This window comes from Paenibacillus marchantiae, assembly GCF_028771845.1.
Classification (GTDB): Bacteria; Bacillota; Bacilli; order Paenibacillales; family Paenibacillaceae; genus Paenibacillus; species Paenibacillus marchantiae.
Genome location: NZ_CP118270.1, coordinates 2,509,825 through 2,526,367, shown reverse-complemented (window position 1 = coordinate 2,526,367; position 16,543 = coordinate 2,509,825). Strand labels below are relative to the sequence as shown.

Annotated in this window: 20 protein-coding genes; all 20 read right to left on the bottom strand. The window is 48.0% G+C overall.

The genetic code is table 11. The annotated features are described in order from the left end of the window. Positions 1–3: 3 nt before the first annotated feature. The 20 genes from PTQ21_RS11415 to PTQ21_RS11320 all read right to left on the bottom strand — a co-directional run bounded on the left by PTQ21_RS11415 (position 4) and on the right by PTQ21_RS11320 (position 16,497). The gene (locus PTQ21_RS11415; RefSeq protein WP_274569932.1) at positions 4–1,725 is read right to left on the bottom strand and encodes a phage tail protein; all 1,722 of its coding nucleotides are present in this window, start codon (positions 1,723–1,725) and stop codon (positions 4–6) included. Further along, positions 1,726–2,271 carry a putative phage tail protein gene (locus tag PTQ21_RS11410; RefSeq protein WP_274569931.1) on the bottom strand — a complete coding sequence of 182 codons (546 nt, stop codon included), beginning with the start codon at positions 2,269–2,271 and terminating at the stop codon, positions 1,726–1,728. Next, positions 2,268–3,326: a baseplate J/gp47 family protein gene (locus PTQ21_RS11405; RefSeq protein ID WP_274569930.1), complete on the bottom strand. Its 1,059-nt coding sequence runs from the start codon at positions 3,324–3,326 to the stop codon at positions 2,268–2,270. Before PTQ21_RS11405 ends, PTQ21_RS11410 begins: the two co-directional genes overlap by 4 nt. Continuing rightward, positions 3,319–3,732, bottom strand: a complete 414-nt coding sequence (locus PTQ21_RS11400) for a DUF2634 domain-containing protein (protein ID WP_274569929.1) — start codon at positions 3,730–3,732, stop codon at positions 3,319–3,321. Before PTQ21_RS11400 ends, PTQ21_RS11405 begins: the two co-directional genes overlap by 8 nt. Further along, the gene (locus PTQ21_RS11395; RefSeq protein WP_274569928.1) at positions 3,729–3,986 is read right to left on the bottom strand and encodes a DUF2577 family protein; all 258 of its coding nucleotides are present in this window, start codon (positions 3,984–3,986) and stop codon (positions 3,729–3,731) included. The genes PTQ21_RS11400 and PTQ21_RS11395 overlap by 4 nt, the downstream gene beginning before the upstream one ends. A gap of 6 nt (positions 3,987–3,992) precedes the next feature. Then, positions 3,993–5,003 carry an XkdQ/YqbQ family protein gene (locus tag PTQ21_RS11390; protein ID WP_274569927.1) on the bottom strand — a complete coding sequence of 337 codons (1,011 nt, stop codon included), beginning with the start codon at positions 5,001–5,003 and terminating at the stop codon, positions 3,993–3,995. A 13-nt stretch (positions 5,004–5,016) separates the two neighbouring features. Continuing rightward, the gene (locus tag PTQ21_RS11385; protein ID WP_274569926.1) at positions 5,017–5,712 is read right to left on the bottom strand and encodes a LysM peptidoglycan-binding domain-containing protein; all 696 of its coding nucleotides are present in this window, start codon (positions 5,710–5,712) and stop codon (positions 5,017–5,019) included. Next, a complete protein-coding gene (locus PTQ21_RS11380) occupies positions 5,713–7,692 on the bottom strand; it encodes a phage tail family protein (protein WP_274569925.1) in 1,980 nt (659 codons plus the stop codon). Positions 7,693–7,902: 210 nt separating this feature from the next. Next, on the bottom strand, positions 7,903–8,325 hold the full coding sequence (locus PTQ21_RS11375) for a phage tail assembly chaperone (protein WP_036611390.1): 423 nt from the start codon (positions 8,323–8,325) through the stop codon (positions 7,903–7,905). Positions 8,326–8,506: 181 nt separating this feature from the next. Next, positions 8,507–8,965 (bottom strand): phage tail tube protein, encoded by a 459-nt coding sequence (locus PTQ21_RS11370; protein WP_017690162.1) that lies wholly within the window; start codon positions 8,963–8,965, stop codon positions 8,507–8,509. A 1-nt stretch (position 8,966) separates the two neighbouring features. Further along, entirely contained in the window at positions 8,967–10,283 is a 1,317-nt protein-coding gene (locus tag PTQ21_RS11365; protein WP_274569920.1) for a phage tail sheath family protein, read from the bottom strand. Continuing rightward, positions 10,283–10,519 carry a YqzN/YkzM domain-containing protein gene (locus PTQ21_RS11360; RefSeq protein WP_274569919.1) on the bottom strand — a complete coding sequence of 79 codons (237 nt, stop codon included), beginning with the start codon at positions 10,517–10,519 and terminating at the stop codon, positions 10,283–10,285. Before PTQ21_RS11360 ends, PTQ21_RS11365 begins: the two co-directional genes overlap by 1 nt. Before the next feature lie 21 nt (positions 10,520–10,540). Further along, a complete protein-coding gene (locus PTQ21_RS31390; protein ID WP_338020315.1) occupies positions 10,541–10,972 on the bottom strand; it encodes a phage tail terminator family protein in 432 nt (143 codons plus the stop codon). A 47-nt stretch (positions 10,973–11,019) separates the two neighbouring features. Then, complete coding sequence (locus PTQ21_RS11350) at positions 11,020–12,165, bottom strand: phage tail protein (RefSeq protein ID WP_274569917.1); 1,146 nt, start codon at positions 12,163–12,165, stop codon at positions 11,020–11,022. Further along, positions 12,165–12,755: a YmfQ family protein gene (locus tag PTQ21_RS11345; protein ID WP_274569916.1), complete on the bottom strand. Its 591-nt coding sequence runs from the start codon at positions 12,753–12,755 to the stop codon at positions 12,165–12,167. The genes PTQ21_RS11350 and PTQ21_RS11345 overlap by 1 nt, the downstream gene beginning before the upstream one ends. 134 nt (positions 12,756–12,889) lie before the next feature. Further along, positions 12,890–14,029 carry a baseplate J/gp47 family protein gene (locus tag PTQ21_RS11340; RefSeq protein ID WP_274569915.1) on the bottom strand — a complete coding sequence of 380 codons (1,140 nt, stop codon included), beginning with the start codon at positions 14,027–14,029 and terminating at the stop codon, positions 12,890–12,892. 4 nt (positions 14,030–14,033) lie between these two features. Next, positions 14,034–14,489 (bottom strand): DUF2634 domain-containing protein, encoded by a 456-nt coding sequence (locus PTQ21_RS11335; RefSeq protein WP_274569914.1) that lies wholly within the window; start codon positions 14,487–14,489, stop codon positions 14,034–14,036. Beyond that, a complete protein-coding gene (locus PTQ21_RS11330; protein WP_274569913.1) occupies positions 14,482–14,892 on the bottom strand; it encodes a hypothetical protein in 411 nt (136 codons plus the stop codon). The genes PTQ21_RS11335 and PTQ21_RS11330 overlap by 8 nt, the downstream gene beginning before the upstream one ends. Then, positions 14,885–15,871: an XkdQ/YqbQ family protein gene (locus tag PTQ21_RS11325; RefSeq protein ID WP_274569912.1), complete on the bottom strand. Its 987-nt coding sequence runs from the start codon at positions 15,869–15,871 to the stop codon at positions 14,885–14,887. Before PTQ21_RS11325 ends, PTQ21_RS11330 begins: the two co-directional genes overlap by 8 nt. After that, positions 15,868–16,497, bottom strand: a complete 630-nt coding sequence (locus PTQ21_RS11320) for a LysM peptidoglycan-binding domain-containing protein (RefSeq protein WP_274570481.1) — start codon at positions 16,495–16,497, stop codon at positions 15,868–15,870. The genes PTQ21_RS11325 and PTQ21_RS11320 overlap by 4 nt, the downstream gene beginning before the upstream one ends. Positions 16,498–16,543: the final 46 nt, after the last annotated feature.

The following is a 16,543-nucleotide window of genomic DNA, read 5'->3' as shown; positions in this document are numbered from 1 at the left end:
CCCCTAGCCTAGTATTTCTGCATTAATATTGTACACATTTATCCGACTCGAAAAAATAAATAGTATTTTATCAGGTCTGCTTCCATCACCGCTTGCAAATATTCCTTTTACATTAATGAATGCATACAACGAATCAGAAAAGTCCAATGATCTCTTGTATTTTCCACCTTCAGAATATATACCAAGAGCCAACTTACAATAATTCGAACCTGAGCTTTCTTCTTCAGCACCATACAAAATACCCATACCATTATCATCAGCCAAGATGCTATCGCTATACATAATGATTGATCGAGGATTAAAACTACGTGGTAATACATTAGTGATTTGTAGATTTTTTTCCCCTGTTTTAGCATTAATTAGAGTGACATTTGATGAACCAGTTGTCCGAACATGTAACATAGTCACCCCGTTTTGCATCCCAATTGCAAATCCTCCAAAGAAAGTAACAGGACAATACCATAAATATGTTCCATTATTTGAAAATTTGTGAACACCCGTTTTACCGTTGAAATTAGCATGAAAATATATTTCACCATTCTTTCTATCCACACATACAGCTTCTTTTCCTGAATAATAATATGAAATAGTTGTGCGTATTCCACCAGAAGCGTCATAAACATTAACTCTATAGCTTTCCTTAACATAAACTAATCCATCATCATCAAGCTCCAAACTACTATAACCAAGAGGTTCAATCTGAAAACTCCTTAGCTGAACTCCATTCCTACAATCAAAAATGTAAACCTGAGATTCAGTAACATTATTTACGCTTCGACTAAATATAGTAGCTATTTCCAGTCTAATACTATTAACTGTTAGAGCGGATAAAGTCCATCCATTATTCATAGATGTGGTCCATCTTTCTACTCCAGCAGGATTAATGTTGGTTAGCTTATATAAATTTGTTCCTGATATGATACTACCAAAAGTTATGTTTCCTTCGATATCCACTCCGTATTTTATATCAGGTTGGGTATTCGAAAAAGTGGCAGCCAATGTTATTTGCATATCTTTCACTTTCTCAATTGGGACTTTCTTGTTCGGGCCATATATCTTCCCTACACGAAGTTTATGTTCTAGTTGTTCCCAATCATCACTCGTAGACGCTGATTCACCTAAGACGTTAAGCGAGTCTACGATACGTTGCTTAGCCTTAACGCCAGATTGCTTTAAATCAGCAATAGATGTAGTGCCCGTGCGATCACGAAATACTATATCACCGTCTAAAAATTCATTTGTCAAAGTAAGGCTACGACTGTATTTATCACCAAAACCAAACCATGCTTTCCTTCCAGCCTCTATACCTTCGGGATATAATTGAGCGTACAGTCCATCAAGTTCAGGGGTTTCATTTACAATTGATAGTATTCCACCACTCCCAGTGAGAGTACCTCCATTCCTTGAAAGACTAGCATTTTTGGCACTAGTTTCAGCAGCTTTACGTGCATCACTAACTGCCCTCTCAGTCGCCGCCATCGTCTCAGATATCCCATCCACCTTATTCGATAACTGGACCTTCCCCTTCTGCGTCAAAGACGCATCGGGAACATCTATCTCCCCTACTGCTTCACGAAGCTCCTCTAAATCCTGCTTAGTTGCTACACCCTCATCAACCTTCTCCCAGTTCTGATCCAAATACTTATCCAGATCAAAATAGGTTGTCGAGGGTGAGGAACGATCAATTTTATTCAATCCAAGATTCGGTGTCTTTGGTTCATTCATTTATGCTCCACCTCCTGCAAATTTATCCTGCCGGGTCTGTTCAATCTCTTCCAGCGTCATGCTCTCCACTTCGGCAATCGTCAAGTACCGCAGACGATATTCCACGGTCATATGTGCGGGTTTAATATCCTCAATCGCTGCCTTCAGATCGTCCAGATTGGGCGGCAGACCGTACGTGTCCACAAAACGGATCATAATCCGGTATTCGCTTGGCTCAACTGCTACCTCAATGCCGCCACTCTCATACGCCTGTGCCACATTTTTGAGCATCGAACCGGAAACCTTACCACTTCCACGCATTTTGGAGATAATCACGGATCTCCGCTGGTCGTCCGGCTTGGCTTGATTCGTAGTAATTTGCAGATCCCGCTCATACCGATCCAACGCCCAAGTCGCAGACTCCGGGTAGAATTGATCCAGCACACTTTCCAAACCCACCATAAGCCGGTCCAGCTCAACACCTTCGGTCTCCGTAAGAAGCTGCATCTCCAGCACATTCTCATACAACGGTGGCAAAAGAGTCATTAATACCTCTACTTTACTCATGTCACCTTCACCGTCCCAAGAACGGCTACTGCGCCGGGGGCGATCTCCAGATTGGACATCCCACCATTCACCAGCAGATCGCTATAATCGATCACAGGCGGGATATCCAGAATGACATTCGCAATCCGTGTCCAACGAACCAACGGATCGGCAAAAGCCAGTTCTTTCAGATATGCCGTAACTCCCGTTTCAATCAGTGTCTTCACGCCCTCGTACGTTGAGCCGGAAGCAAGCGTGACCTGTACCTCAACATCAATAGGAACCTCTTCCGCTCCCACTACTCTGACCACGGGTCCGATTGGTGCTGCACCTTCGCCCATTCCATCCTGGGTTGGATCGATATATTCTTGCACCGCCTTAATGACCGCCTCAGCAGGTGTTTGCATTTCGTTATTCAGCAACGCCACCTTGACTGTACCTGGCCCGTCCCATAGTGGAAAAGCCTTCGCTTTGCCAACCCCGGAGTTTTCCCGTGCCCATAATTCATACTGATATTTGTTGGCACTCGTGACCGGACGGGATACTTTGTCCTGATATCGGTCATACAAGGCCTGATCGGTTTCCTCGTCTTCGCCAGGAACCAGCAACTGTGTCAATTCAGCCGTCGTCAGGCCGGCAATATAATCGATGGGCAGCAGTGCCCCTGTATACTCATTACCTTCCGCTCCCGCGACTTCACATTCCAACGCATATTGCCCTGCCGCGATGCGCTCCACAACAACATACACCCGATCTCCCGTGGAAAAACGACTCTCCAAAGGAACCTCAACAGGCTTACCTTCGTTATCTCGGAAAGTTCCAATCCAACGCGCCTTCGTAGCCGCCTTCCGATGAATGCCCGACCAAGCCACCGCGCGATCCAGATACTCTCCAGAGGCTGTATCCGCAAACTTCAGGTTGGCGTTCACATCCAACTCAATATACATCTGAGCCATTTCCACAGCCGCTGGCGCAAGCGCATCATAGATAATGCTGCCTTCACGTTTATCCACCCCATCCGGCACTCTGTCCAGCATTCGGTTTAAAATGACTTCAAACGTCTGCTCTTTATACATCCATGTTCACCTCCGTCTCTTGCCTAAAGCTGCCAAAATCCGTTTCCGCGGTAAAAGAAACCTTTACACTGTCCGCCTCGTGGACAAAATCGAACTCCGTTACATCCGAAATACGATCATCCGGAAGCAACGCTTCGCGAATCCAGCGTTCCAGTTCCGATTCAACCATGGATCTCCCGGCCATTCCTTCCCAGGACCATTCCATGCCGTAATCCGAAGAATAGATTAGATGTTCGTAGCGGCGTGTGGACAACGCTTTATACACCGCCTGTTTTACCGCATCTTTTCCATTCAGTTGCAATCTTCCAATTCGCTGTCCTGAGGCTTGAAGTACATACGTCAGACTTGGAAACACGGCAGCTTCTTCCTGATCTTCTGCACTAATCTGCGCACCCTGTGGAATCATGGCTTCACCAGCCGATCCAGCACGACAAAGCTGTCTCCACCTTGAACACGTAACAACAGAACATGGTCACCCACGGTCCAAGTTTTTTGCATTACGGATTCCGGCAGTACCAGAAAAGGCTCAGCCAATGCCAGCCGTTGTTCAACGGTGATCTCCAGAGGCTGGGTGTTTGTCACGCTTCCGTACATTATCTGAACGGGAGACTTGGCATCTACAGCGGCCACTGCCGCCTTTTTAATCACGTCCAGCATCATTTATCGTTACACCACCTTCAAATCCAGCGACATCGTATGCACGCCGCTTTGTACCTTATGCGTACATTCGTCTACCAGAAAATATTGATTGATCTTCAGTTCATCGATCTGAATGTTGACAAAACTACCCGCCCTCACCTTGAAATCGCCAAGCGCATCCACTTTCAACGTTTGCATCTCGCGGTTACGGAGGGTCATCAGGGTCTTCAGCATGGCATCGATCTGACCTTCATTCAGGCCATCATCCGCTTTTTGGTACAAAAAAAGCAGCCCCCATTGACGGATGCTGCCTGAATCCTGATGTACAAACGTTTCTCTTTTTCCCGTATCCTTGTTATCCCGGTACAGCTTGATCTTGTTATACGTCTGGTCGTCAATAGACCTTGTATAGCTGTAATCCGTGAGCAGACTGTTATCCCCAATGACAAAGCCGTAAGGCATCTCTTCCACATCCCGAAGCACAAGCTTGCCGAAATCATCGTAGAAGATGTAGTTTTTGCCGCCATAGATCAACGTTCGGTCGAGCGCCTCACAGATCATATCGATCAGCTTTTTGTTATCAAATAACATACGCGGAATAACATATTTCGGCTGGATCAGCTCGCCTACCTTTAACTGAAAGTCGGTAGCAATTCGTTTGATCACATCCGTAGCCGTTGCGTTAACGAATTTGTACGTCTGATTCGCGGTCAGATAACGTGTCTGGTCATAGGCTTTGATTTTGACACTTTCGTCCTTGCCGCTATCCACCGAAAAGATATATCCGTAAAATATGCCTAACTCGTTGCTGATATATTTCACGACATAACCATTCTCATATGTGAATTTCTTATTTTGGTACAGACTGCCCTTGATCAACGTGAATTCCAGAGAGGAAGGCTTGCCGATGCGGGAGGTTTTGTACGTAATGTCGCCGGCAATCTCGCTAATGTCCCAGATGTTGCCCTGTTTGTCATCCAGTAATAACCGTTCCTTCATGTTTGCCAGCTTATCATCCAGCCTGATCTGCTCTTGCATATTCCCTCTCCTTTCACGGAAGCTTGATCACAAGTCCAATCGTCAGCTTCTTCAGTTGTGCATCTTTGATGCTATTCAGCTTCTGCAGCTCTTTCCAGCGAGATCCATCTCCCAGATGGGCTTTAGCTACAGACCACAAGGAGTCTCCGGCTATGAGCGTCACGGTCTTGGCCTGGATTTTTTCATTGGGCCGGGAGGCTTTGGTTTTTGTTTTTGAAGTAGCCGTATCCTTGCTGTCCTTGAGTGGCACTACTTTTTTGGCAGAATAAAAAATGAACTGCTTCAGCTTAATATCATACTGGATATCGCCCACCGTACCCGCTGTCTCCTTCCAGTCAAAGCTCTCAATGGAAACAGCCATATTAATGGTGTACCTTGCGCTGGAAAAGAACAGCCTGACGGGTCTGCCCGTCTGCATCCAACGAATAATCTTTTTCACATATTCATACGGATCACGGTAAAATTGCTTCTGAACTGCTGGATGGATTGCATCGTAATTCAGATGATACGGACTGTAGTCCGCCGGAAAAATCCCGCTGAAACTGACTTCACGCAGCTTGGGCGATTTGATCACGTTAATTTCACCCAAAGCGCTCACGTTAAACGTACTGCCGTCTCCCGAATCCGAAAACTCAATGCTCTCTGGTGTCACCGGGAAAAACATGTATTCGGAGCGGTTATTGAAGCTTAGTTGAATATAATATTCCACTTATCCATACACCCCCTGGGCACTGGAAACGATCTGACTGTTCAGTCCATCGGTGATTTTGCTGATGATGCTGTCCACATCATGTCCGCTGTTGATATCCCCGGTCGTGACCTGAACAGTTGGTGTCAGACTGACAAATCGCTGAATCGCCTGCATCTCAGCAAGCTCACGCATCAGTTTTAGATCTTCACTGGTGACATCCACTGTACCATCCACATCACCGATCTTGTCCACCTGTCCGATATTGTTGATTTTGTTGATGTTACTCATGTTGTTGTTGGGAACGACCGTGGGAGCAGGTGCAGTTGGTATGGAAGGCATAGGAGGTGTTTTGGGTATTTCGGGTGTGAAGTCTTTGCCAAAATTACCGCCTGGTAGACCTTTATCCTTGGAATCCGCATTCGAGGTTGAAGAGAAACCAGAAATTAAATCCTCCGCAACCTGCTGACCATCTTCAAAAGCTTTAGGATTGTATTCTCCGTCCATTTTGAAAAATGTCTTCACATCTTTGTCACTCGTAGGCTCCCAGGATTCCAGGCCTTTCTTCCACTCCTTTATTTGCTTGCCACCTAAATTAATATCTGACTCTTGAAACAAACCAATATTAAAGCCAAAAGTTTTGTTAACCAGTTTGATCAGACTGTTAAGCCCACCATTAATTCGTTCCATGGCATCTTCAATTACAGTTACGACATTATAGAATATATCAAGTATGAAAATCCCCATGTCTTTAAATAACTTCTGTATGGCATATACTGGGTCTATGAAAAAGTTAACAATAGCCTCCCCCAGCGAAGCAAACAGGTTCCACACTGTAGCCACAACTACGCGTACGATTTCTCCAAGCATCATAAATGAACCAATAATAACTCCCAGGATCTGTGTACCTGACATCCCCATCATGTTCAGGATTCCAATAACTGCCGCAATCGCAGCAATTGCCAAAAGAATCGGCCAATTCAACAATAACCACGCAGCAACTAGACTATAGACTTGTGCGATGACCAATGCCAGTACAACAATTGCCAATGCCATCAGGATAGGCTGAATGATATCCCAGTTCTGCTGAATCACGGCTGCAAGGTATAAAATACCGTTTACCAGCATCGTCAACGCGTTTGCCGCAACAGTAAATGCATTACTAATCCACTCAATAATGACCGTGAACTCCCCATTTGCAAAGGCTTCATTTAATCGATCAAGTAAAGGCGTCAACGCAACAAGAGCTGCCTGTCCAATCTGGCCGAGAACCCCATTAAACTGATTAACTAATGCATTCCACTTCTGCAACGGTGAATCCAACATGGTGTCGAAAGCCTGTTGAGTATAGCCTTGTTTTTGTAGAATGACATCAAGCTTTGTGATAAACCCATCCAGATTGGATGAATCAATGGTTTGTTGCAGACCCGCTCCGCTAAGAGCTTCTGCAGGAATGTTAAAAGAATTGGCAAGTTCACCGTTGTCTCCGTTCATGGCAGCGACCAAGGCACTGGATGCATCTGACATACTTTTTCCATCTGGAGAAAGCATACTCAACCGTTTAGTCATATCTCTCAGTTGGTCAACCTGATCCGTATTCTGTGCATATGGGATGAGCGATAGCGCACCTTTCAAAGCATCAGTAACATTCTGTCCGCTCTTGAACGCTTCCGAACGGTACCGATTAAAGATCGTCTCCCCTTGAGCATCATCACCCGTAGTAGCCATATAGCGATGCTTCAGATCCTCTTCCTGCGCCGCTGGTACAAGAACCGCTTGTCCTGCTGATTTCATCATGCTGATCCAGGATCGCACGCGCTGGGCTCCTTCTGCAAAAGCTGCGTTTACCTTAGCCTGTTCTTCTGACACACCTTGGAGTAAGTTGCCTGCCAACTGAATTCGGCTCAGATTTCCAGGGTTGAATACCGAATTGATTACGGTAGGCAGATTTTGAAATTGCTGAACCATATTGTTTGACATGATATACAGTCTTGCAAACATGGCATACATTCATTTCTCCCTCCTTTCCCTTTTATTTTTTCCGGGCGCGATTCTTGGACCGTTCTTTCTTCTCTTCCTCCACCCGGATGGATATCATTGCATAGATGGCCGCTCGTTCTCGCATGGAGAAGGCCATTAGCTCATGAGGCAAAATGTTCAATTCATGGAGAGCGTAATAAGCCAGGTTGGCTTCGGAATCGCCCTCTTTAATTAGTTTTTTACGTCATCCACCAGTTCGTTCATGTCCTGATTGAAGCCGTTCAGCTTCTGAACCTGTTCGCCGAGCGAAGCAAATTCCCCAGGCAACAGCATTTTCCGCAAAAGCGACTCTGCCCCCATTACGCCATATGAACGCTGGAGTTCTGCATTTTTCAAATCTGGATACACGACACTGGCACTCATCAGGCGAGCCATGTAATCATTCGCATCGATGTCGGGTGTGTAGACACCGTTCTTGCCCTTGATTTTGCGGGTAGCCGCCTTGCGGCATTCCTGGTTCTCGTCCTCGGTCATGCTTCGCAGTTTCCAGGCAACCGGCTCGCCTTTCTCATCTTTGAAACGGGGAGATACGATAAACTCCTCCGTTGTATCAGTTGCTGCATTTTGGGCAAAAAACATACTCAATCCACTCATGTATTGTTCCTCCTCTAAAGTTAGGTCCCCCGCCGCACGAAGCGGCGAAGAACAGTATTTTGACACGCCAAATAGCCCGTAACACAGGCAAGTTGAACAGGTTTCTTTTATTTTATTTTACAAACCCACTCTAAAGTCAAACTCGTTATTCATTTATGGTTCATATGTCGCAACTTCTATATTACTTCGGCAGATTAAACGATACAGGCATATCCACATCTTCAAAAGTAAAGCTCACTTCTTCCTCCAACGCCTCGGCCTCGGTATCCAGGGATGCCATGATCACACTGTCAAGATTGACGCCTTTGAGGGTCACGGTCTGTTTGCCAATGGTAGACGAAGGATCTTCGTTGGTCACTTCAATGTCGAAGTAAGTGTCGACACCATTTTGCATGTACTGAAGCATCAGCTCGCGGAAACGGGAAGTGGTATAAAAGATCGTCATAGAACCTGAGCCAGACCAACCAGTTGCTTTGTGCTGTACACCGCGTCGTCCGAGGGTTTTGACCTCTGCTTTTTGCTTTTCCACGGTTGCTTCAAGTGTCTTCACATAGAACATTTCTTCCGTCTGTCCGTTAATCGTTGCGTATGCGCGGCCTTCCTGGCCGGAGATTGTATCGCTTGCTTTCAAAAATGCCATCTTAAACCACCTTCACTTTCATGTATACTTTTTCAACGGAATCTACAGGTTGGACCTGAATCTCGATCAAAATGCTGTCGGTTTCATTGCCAGGAGCAACAGTGATATCAGTTTTCGAATCAAAATTCTGAATCGCCCCAATATCCTGAAGCTGCTTGAGGTAAGTAACACATTGGGAACGGAACAGGCTGCGCCCATCTTCGTTGTTGTTCACTTTGCCGATGTAATAGGACTCGAAAATCCGTTTCATATCGTTAGCGATACCATCGAGAACACGGACAACACGGTTTTTGGCAAAATGACGTGCCTTATCCGGTGTCACCGAACGGAATGTATTCACATCCTGCTCTACCACCGCACGGTTGCTACTCGCCGTAAACACAAACTCGCCATTACGCAATGCTGCTTCTGTCTCGGTATGTGTCAATCTGCCATTCACATCCACGGCATCGTCATAGGCGCGGAAGGTCAGAGATTCATTCAGGTTAGCTCCCGCTGTTGCACCGGCAGTCCATGCTACGGTTTGTTTTGACGTAAGAACGGTACCGTCTGCGAGCACAACACCATTTTTAACGCTAATCACGCCTTCATGATCCGCAGCGGGGTAATCCGACAGCACCAGTTGTACCTTTTTGCCTTCGGTGTTGCGCAAACGCTTGATGTAGGCCGTGTAGACTGACTTGAGTGTAGCATCATCTGAGATCAGACCAACCGTGTTAAAATCCAGCACCTCTAGCTTGGTCAGGAAATCGGCATGCTCCTGGTTGGTTGCAGTGCCATCCAATCCACCTGTTAGTGGAAGTGAAGCTGTAGCTGTGAGTGCACCTTCGCCAGTGAAAGCAATGTATGCGTTGGATTCAAGCGCTTGGATGGTGGACACGGTTTGTTTGTCCACTTCCTTACCCGCAAGCAGGGTGGAGACGTCCAATTGATCTGGATCATTGATATTCGCTGAGATTATAACTGCCAGATCATTGCCACGCACACCGTCGTGTTGGGCTGTCACTGTCAGTTTGTCTAAGGTTGCCTTGGCTTTGGTCCCTGCATTTAATCTGTAAAGAAGTAGTGTCTGTGCCCGTTTCAATGCCTCGCGGATGAGCAGCAATTGCGGTGCTGTCCAGTCATAGCCGAGTTTGGCTTGTACATCTTCCCCTGTTTGCACGGTCAGGATGGTGCCAGCTTGGCCCCATGACAATGGAAGAGCCAAAGCCACTGTTCCCCGCTCCCCTACCGTACCCGGCAATGAGCCCTCTGATGCAAAATTCATATATACTCCCGGGCGTACCTTGTTTTGAGTCGTCCATGTTCCTCCAGCCATTATTGTGCCTCCCCATTCATAAATTGTTGGATATGTCCCTGTGCTTCTTCCATTGTGTACGTTTCTTGTTCCAGCAGCACGGCTACCAAAATGTCTTTCTCTATCCGGCTGAGCTGCCAGGATTCAGAGAACTGTGCTTTGCTATATTTCTGGTTGTTTTTCTGTTGAGCTTCCTGCTTTTTAGGGTCCGGTTCCTTTTTCGTAAACATCGCGAGTACGCCTCCCATTCCTTTCATGGATATCCCCTCATTTGGTTGTTATTCGTTAACAGCTTTAAGTGCGGTGGGTCGCTGATCCAGATGTTGCATGGTCGTAGCCGACTCTGACACTTTGGTGGTTCGCATGGTATAGTACACCAGCATTCGAGGCGTATTGTTCTCCGTCTCCCAGCGCAGTTCCGTTGCTCGATAGGTTACGCCTTCTACGTCGATGGTTTCCAATGCTTCGAACAACTCGTCCGGTAGGGTGGCTGGGATATCGTTTGGATCGAGCCACCGGATTTCAAAGGCGTGAGATTGCACGAAGCGATCGCTTCGTTCCCGGGTGAGTTGGGCAGAAAGCAAGCTGTAGGTGATGCCTATAGTTTCCGGGACGGGGCTGGTGATGCTATTAGTAGGATGGATCGGGATGTTAGGGAAATGTTGCGTGAGTGTAGTTGCGATGGCTCTGGTTAGTTGGTTTGTGGTCATAATTCACCTCCCTCTTTTTAGAAAAAAAATCGTATTCAAACAAAATTTCACCCAAAATATAGACGTCCAATTAAGGAAACTGAGATACTACGATTGACATAATATGATCCTCCTGCAGCATTTCTAAAATAGAACGCGGCATATATAATTAGGGGTGATTTATTATTTAAACTGTTATCCATACGTGAAGTAGAAGTATACTGACTGTCATCCTCTGTTTGTATAGTAATTTCACGATTCACAAAATCAATATCAAGAAGTCTTAGAGGATATGAGCTGGATCCAGAAACTGAGTATAAAAAAGAATTTCCAGAAGTATAAGGATTTGCAGGAGCATCTATATTTCTTATAGCTATGATTCCTTGCAATAAAGTGTCAGAATCAGAAGAATAAGACACAGAAATTTTAGATGTGTTTTTTTGTCTACTTATAAAACTAACTCTCTCAACCCCTGATGGTATCGTAATAATATTATCTGTAACAAAAAAGCCATTAGTCCCCTGTACAGTTCCTGTTTGAGTTTTCCCGTATGATAAATTATTAAATATAACACCTGTCCTTATTTTAGAAATGTTATTAGACAATGTAGAAAATGTTTCACTGCCTGATGTTTCTACTCCCTTGCCAGTAATGGCGGCAGCAATACTTGCTTTTCCGTCACTGACAGATGACTTTAAATCTGAAAGGCTTGTAGCCCCACTCTTATCCCTAAAAATCAATTCTCCCCCATATTCGTTTGCGATTGTGAAGTCCTTCCCACCAGGAGTGCCAAATCCAAGGTAACCCTTTCTACCTTCGTTGGTCCCAGCAGGTAAAAAGCCTTGGTATACATGAGTTGACCCGACAAGGTGTAATACTCCAGCATCGCCTATTAGAGAGCCTCCTGTACGCGGCAAACTCACATTCTTCGCATTCGTCTCAGCCGCCACCCTCGCATCACTTACCGCCTTCTCCGTCGCCGCCACCGTCTCAGATGTGCCATCCGTCTTACTCGACAACTGCACCTTCCCTTTCTGCGTCAACGACGCATCGGGAATATCCATCTTGCTCACCGCTTCACGAAGCGTATCCAAATCCGCCTTTGTCGCAACACCAGCATCAATCTTTTCAAAAATCCCGTTAATACTCTCCCGGGTTACATTTTCGTTCCCCAAGGGAAGAGGTAACTTCAATCGATCGGTTTCTTGTGGCATTACGCCCACACCTCCAGTTCATTCCACGTCAAAGACGCAGCGTCCAGTTCGTCCCAAGTTTTTTGTTTCTTATCCAAATCGTCCCACACCAGATAGCGATACTCATATTCCACGGCCATATGGGCCGGTTTCAATTCTTCGATGGCACGTTTGAGATCATCGATATTGGGCGGGATGCCCATCGTATCCACAAACCTCACTGTAAAACTCCACGCTTCGGGCTGAAAAGTTACATCCACCTTGCCCCCGGCATACGCCTCAGCCACATTCGCAACCAGCCTGCCAGAGAACTTCCCGGCACCACGCAGCTTTGACTCCACCACGGCACGCCGCTGTTCCACGGGCTTGAGACGATCCGTCTCAATACCAAGCTCCTGCTCCCAAAAGTCCAGCCCCCACGTCGCCGTGCGGACAAAAAACTGCTCCAGCGTCTCATCCAACGCCTGATACAGCAGATCCATCTCGGTACCTTTGGTCTGCATATCCGCCTGCATGACGCGCGAAGTCTCGTAATACCGTGGCAAATACGAGAACAACTCCCGCCCTTTCTCACTCGTCAGTCCAACATCTACAATAGAAGGAGCACTCATGCCCTGTCCCCTCCCTTCCTTGCACATCATCATGGAGCGTCTCGCTCACCAACTTCAATCCGGATCGGCGTTCTCCCAATCTTCCTTGGTCTCCGCACTCCCCAATTACTTCCTCATCCACCATCTGCCCAACACTACTCATGCACATCCACCGTCCCCAGCACCGCCACCTGACTCACTTTCATCTCAATATTCTGGTCACTCACACCGTTCACGGTCAGCTCCGAATAGTCGATAATCGGCGGAATGTCCAGCAGGATCGCTGCAATACGGGTATAACGCACAAGCGGATCGTCAAAAGCCAACTGCTTCAAATACGCGGTCACCCCGCGTTCGATCAACGCCCGTACATCTGCCAACGTTGCATCACTTGCCAGCGTCAGCTTCACCTGAATGTTCAACGGTACTTCCTTGGCTGGTATCACGGACACCACTGGCCCAGCCGGTGCAACGCCTTCACCCTGACCATCCTGCGTCGGATCCACGTATTTCTGCACAGCCGCCACCAGATCGCTCCCCGCGGCACGTTTGTCCGTATCCAGCAAATACAATGCCACCGTGCCCGGCCCTTGCCATAACGGAATAACCCGCGTTGCACCAACACCTGGTACCTCACTGGCCCATTGCACATATTGCGACTTGTTGCCGCTAGTTCCTTGGTTGCGGACTTTGGCATAAAAGCGTTCCAACAACGCCGTGTCTGCCTCAATATCTGCACCGCCTTTGATCAACTCAACGTTGGTTACAGAGGTAACGCCACTTACAGGTGTAGACAGCACAGTTACCGTGCCCGCAGGCATATTGCTCTCTTTTCCGGCAATAAGCGCTCGCACGCCTACCACCCCGGAGCCCTCTGCATCCAGTTCCACACGACCAACGGTTTCATATTCGAGGGAAGCCTCGCCGGAGATTTCATCGGCCAACGTAGCCACAACCGTCCCCACAGGAATCACCTTGCCCGGCGTACCCACGAATCTAACCGTACCTTGTGCCGCCACCGCAGCCCGCCGCGTAAGGCCATGCTCTCCCGCCCGCAGATCCAGCTCTTCCGAACGAAAATTCGGATCACTGCTCGCCGCAGTACTCGCAAAGCCACGCCGCAGTAATTCCTGCGCCCACAATGCAGCCTCAGACAGCATAAACGCTACCGGAGCCTCCGCATCCCACAAAAATGAACCCTCCGACTTGTCCAGATCCGCGGGCAGACGATCCAGCATACGCTGCATAATCTGTTCCTCCGTCTGGTCCTCCAAATAACGCGGAATCTCAGCCATCCCGTCAGATCACCTCACTTTCCAAAATAAACATCTCTTCCTGCACACTCGCCACACGACACGAGAACATGCACTGCTCCCGATTCCAATCGAACGTAAACTGGTCCACCACATCCGTGCGAGGATCAGCCAGCAGCGTCTCCGTAACCATCCGGGTTATCTCACTTTCCATCACACCCCGGCTGTCCCCCTGACCAACCAACTCATCCAGCTCCGAGCCATAGTTTCGGGAGTAGATCACATGTCTGTACCGCGGCGTCTTCACTGCTTTGATACACCACTGTACCCAGGCTTCATGCGCACCCGCCGCAGCGACTTTGCCACTTGGGGTCAGCACAAAATCCCCCGCATCGTAATCGAATCGCCAGCTCCGTCCAAACCTCACCTCTTCCGAAGCCGCCCCCGACAGATCTTCCTCATCTCCCCATACCACACCCGTTTCCGGGAACAAACTAGGCATTCGCACTCACCACCTTACACAGCACCACAATGTCGTTACCGCCATTCACCCGCATCGCCAGCACACGGTCTCCAGCTTTCAATCCTTTACCAAGAGACCACACCGCTTCTTCCACTTCCCCTTTTTGCAAAAGAAACCGTCCCGTTCCCGTCGTTCCGCCGTTTGCCACGTCAGGTATACCGGAAATCGAGCCAGCAGCCTCGCGCTCCGGCAGTCCAAGCGTGCCCGGCAGCTCGGCCACGAGATAGTCCTGCACTTCGTGCTTGAAATCATCCAGCTTTACGCCGGATGAAGTCATCGTACCTAGCACCGCTCCCATGCCGCTCACAGCCTGACGGGTTTGTGTGCTCATCGCACCCCGCATGACCTCGGCAAAATGCCCGTACGGATCTTCTTTATTCAAGATAAACCCTCCTTTTCACCAGCTCGGCTGTCCCCAGTTCCAATGTCATTGTTCCAGGTCCGGCAGACAGATCACGGCTGACCGACATGACGATCAGCTTCAGCCCTTTGAGCAGCACCGCGTCTCCGGCACGAATTGTATTCACATCTGGTGCAGATACGGTAAAGGTCTCCTGAATACCCGTCAGACGGCTTTTCGCCAGCTTCTTGGCCGCAGTCGCTGTTTTGACCTGATCGTCTTCGATCAGCTTTTGCAGCGTGCCCAGCTCGGCTACACCAGCCTGCTCAATCGCTAGCACTTTGGAAGGAACCTCTTTGCCGCTGCTGGACTCTGAGGCCGCCATCACTTTAACTTTCGTAACCGCGCCTTCGAGCGTACGCATCTGAGTCAGATCGATCAGCCGATCCAGCTCGTGCACCTTCGCATTACTGCCTACCTTGAACAACTGCAACCCGCCGGGCGTCATTCGTGGATGAAACATATCCCCACCAGACTTCACCGTTTCCTTCAGATCGGCAAACATCATCGAAAAAATCGTCTGCGGCCGATAAACCGCTTTGCTCAGCTTTGTTTTGGTATCCGGCAGCGCGGCGTATGGAATTTTCCATTCCTTGGCGTACGTTTTGAGTCGCTGCGTGGCCGTCTGATCCTTTGGCAATAGGAACTCGTCCTCTGATTTTTCCAGATAAATCATCCGGTCGTAGACAGTCAGGGACAGTCGCTTGGTACCGCTGTTGGAGCTTTCCACTTCCCAGATGACCGCAGGATGCAGCAAGTGGACCATTGATTTTTCGCCAAAAGGAATCCCGCTGATCCTCACCGCCATACCCGGTGAAATCGCAGGCAGACCCGAAGAAGCAGACACCGTCAACCGGATGTTGGCCTGATACGCAATCTGGTCGAGCGAGTCCTTCAGCGTAATCGTCTCCACCAATTTGGTGATGTCATATTTGTCGTCCACAATGACCTTGTAGGTCATGGCATCACCAGCTTTTGTCCTGGCTTGATCCGGTTTGGATCACTGCCGATGGTCTTTACATTGTGCTTATAAATCTCGTTCCATTTGGAACTGCTGCCCAGCTCAAGCTTTGCAATTTTGGACAGAGAGTCGCCAGATTTGACGGTGTAGGTTTTGCTGCTCGTTTTCAGATCCGTACGGGAACCCGATTTGCTTGCGGATGGTGCGCCTCCAACCTTCTCCACTTTGGAATCCCGCCACGTTCGCAGCGTAATGTCAAAGTAAATATCCCCGCTCTCACCGCCTCGAAAGGTCGTATTGTGTGAGATCAGATACACGGGCACGTTCACCCCTGTGTTGGTAATGATGAAGCGCAGCGGTTTTTTCGATACCAGAAACGTATTCAGCATATTCATCGCTACACGCGGATCAGGCAAAGGCTCGTACATGCAATAGGACGCATCATATTCTTTTGGAAAAAAAGAAGAGAAGGTGATCTCCTTCACCTTCTCTCCCTGAGCAAAATCAAACTCGCCATATTCCAGCATATTAATCGTTTCGTATCCCTTGGATCGGGAGATCGTCAGTTCTTCCGGTTTCACCGGGAATTGAAACTTCGTTTTCCCATCGATCAGGGTAAATTCCATTTTGACACCTTCCACGTTATCTTTAAAAACAGTCATGACAGGCCTC

What these genes read in the sequence shown, in the direction of transcription:
- PTQ21_RS11415 (WP_274569932.1), bottom strand. Translation starts at nt 1,725, where the DNA reads ATGAATGAACCAAAGACACCGAATCTTGGATTGAATAAAATTGATCGT.
- PTQ21_RS11410 (WP_274569931.1), bottom strand. Translation starts at nt 2,271, where the DNA reads ATGAGTAAAGTAGAGGTATTAATGACTCTTTTGCCACCGTTGTATGAG.
- PTQ21_RS11405 (WP_274569930.1), bottom strand. Translation starts at nt 3,326, where the DNA reads ATGTATAAAGAGCAGACGTTTGAAGTCATTTTAAACCGAATGCTGGAC.
- PTQ21_RS11400 (WP_274569929.1), bottom strand. Translation starts at nt 3,732, where the DNA reads ATGATTCCACAGGGTGCGCAGATTAGTGCAGAAGATCAGGAAGAAGCT.
- PTQ21_RS11395 (WP_274569928.1), bottom strand. Translation starts at nt 3,986, where the DNA reads ATGATGCTGGACGTGATTAAAAAGGCGGCAGTGGCCGCTGTAGATGCC.
- PTQ21_RS11390 (WP_274569927.1), bottom strand. Translation starts at nt 5,003, where the DNA reads ATGCAAGAGCAGATCAGGCTGGATGATAAGCTGGCAAACATGAAGGAA.
- PTQ21_RS11380 (WP_274569925.1), bottom strand. Translation starts at nt 7,692, where the DNA reads ATGTTTGCAAGACTGTATATCATGTCAAACAATATGGTTCAGCAATTT.
- PTQ21_RS11375 (WP_036611390.1), bottom strand. Translation starts at nt 8,325, where the DNA reads ATGAGTGGATTGAGTATGTTTTTTGCCCAAAATGCAGCAACTGATACA.
- PTQ21_RS11370 (WP_017690162.1), bottom strand. Translation starts at nt 8,965, where the DNA reads ATGGCATTTTTGAAAGCAAGCGATACAATCTCCGGCCAGGAAGGCCGC.
- PTQ21_RS11365 (WP_274569920.1), bottom strand. Translation starts at nt 10,283, where the DNA reads ATGGCTGGAGGAACATGGACGACTCAAAACAAGGTACGCCCGGGAGTA.
- PTQ21_RS11360 (WP_274569919.1), bottom strand. Translation starts at nt 10,519, where the DNA reads ATGAAAGGAATGGGAGGCGTACTCGCGATGTTTACGAAAAAGGAACCG.
- PTQ21_RS31390 (WP_338020315.1), bottom strand. Translation starts at nt 10,972, where the DNA reads ATGACCACAAACCAACTAACCAGAGCCATCGCAACTACACTCACGCAA.
- PTQ21_RS11350 (WP_274569917.1), bottom strand. Translation starts at nt 12,165, where the DNA reads ATGCCACAAGAAACCGATCGATTGAAGTTACCTCTTCCCTTGGGGAAC.
- PTQ21_RS11345 (WP_274569916.1), bottom strand. Translation starts at nt 12,755, where the DNA reads ATGAGTGCTCCTTCTATTGTAGATGTTGGACTGACGAGTGAGAAAGGG.
- PTQ21_RS11340 (WP_274569915.1), bottom strand. Translation starts at nt 14,029, where the DNA reads ATGGCTGAGATTCCGCGTTATTTGGAGGACCAGACGGAGGAACAGATT.
- PTQ21_RS11335 (WP_274569914.1), bottom strand. Translation starts at nt 14,489, where the DNA reads ATGCCTAGTTTGTTCCCGGAAACGGGTGTGGTATGGGGAGATGAGGAA.
- PTQ21_RS11325 (WP_274569912.1), bottom strand. Translation starts at nt 15,871, where the DNA reads ATGACCTACAAGGTCATTGTGGACGACAAATATGACATCACCAAATTG.
- PTQ21_RS11320 (WP_274570481.1), bottom strand. Translation starts at nt 16,497, where the DNA reads ATGGAATTTACCCTGATCGATGGGAAAACGAAGTTTCAATTCCCGGTG.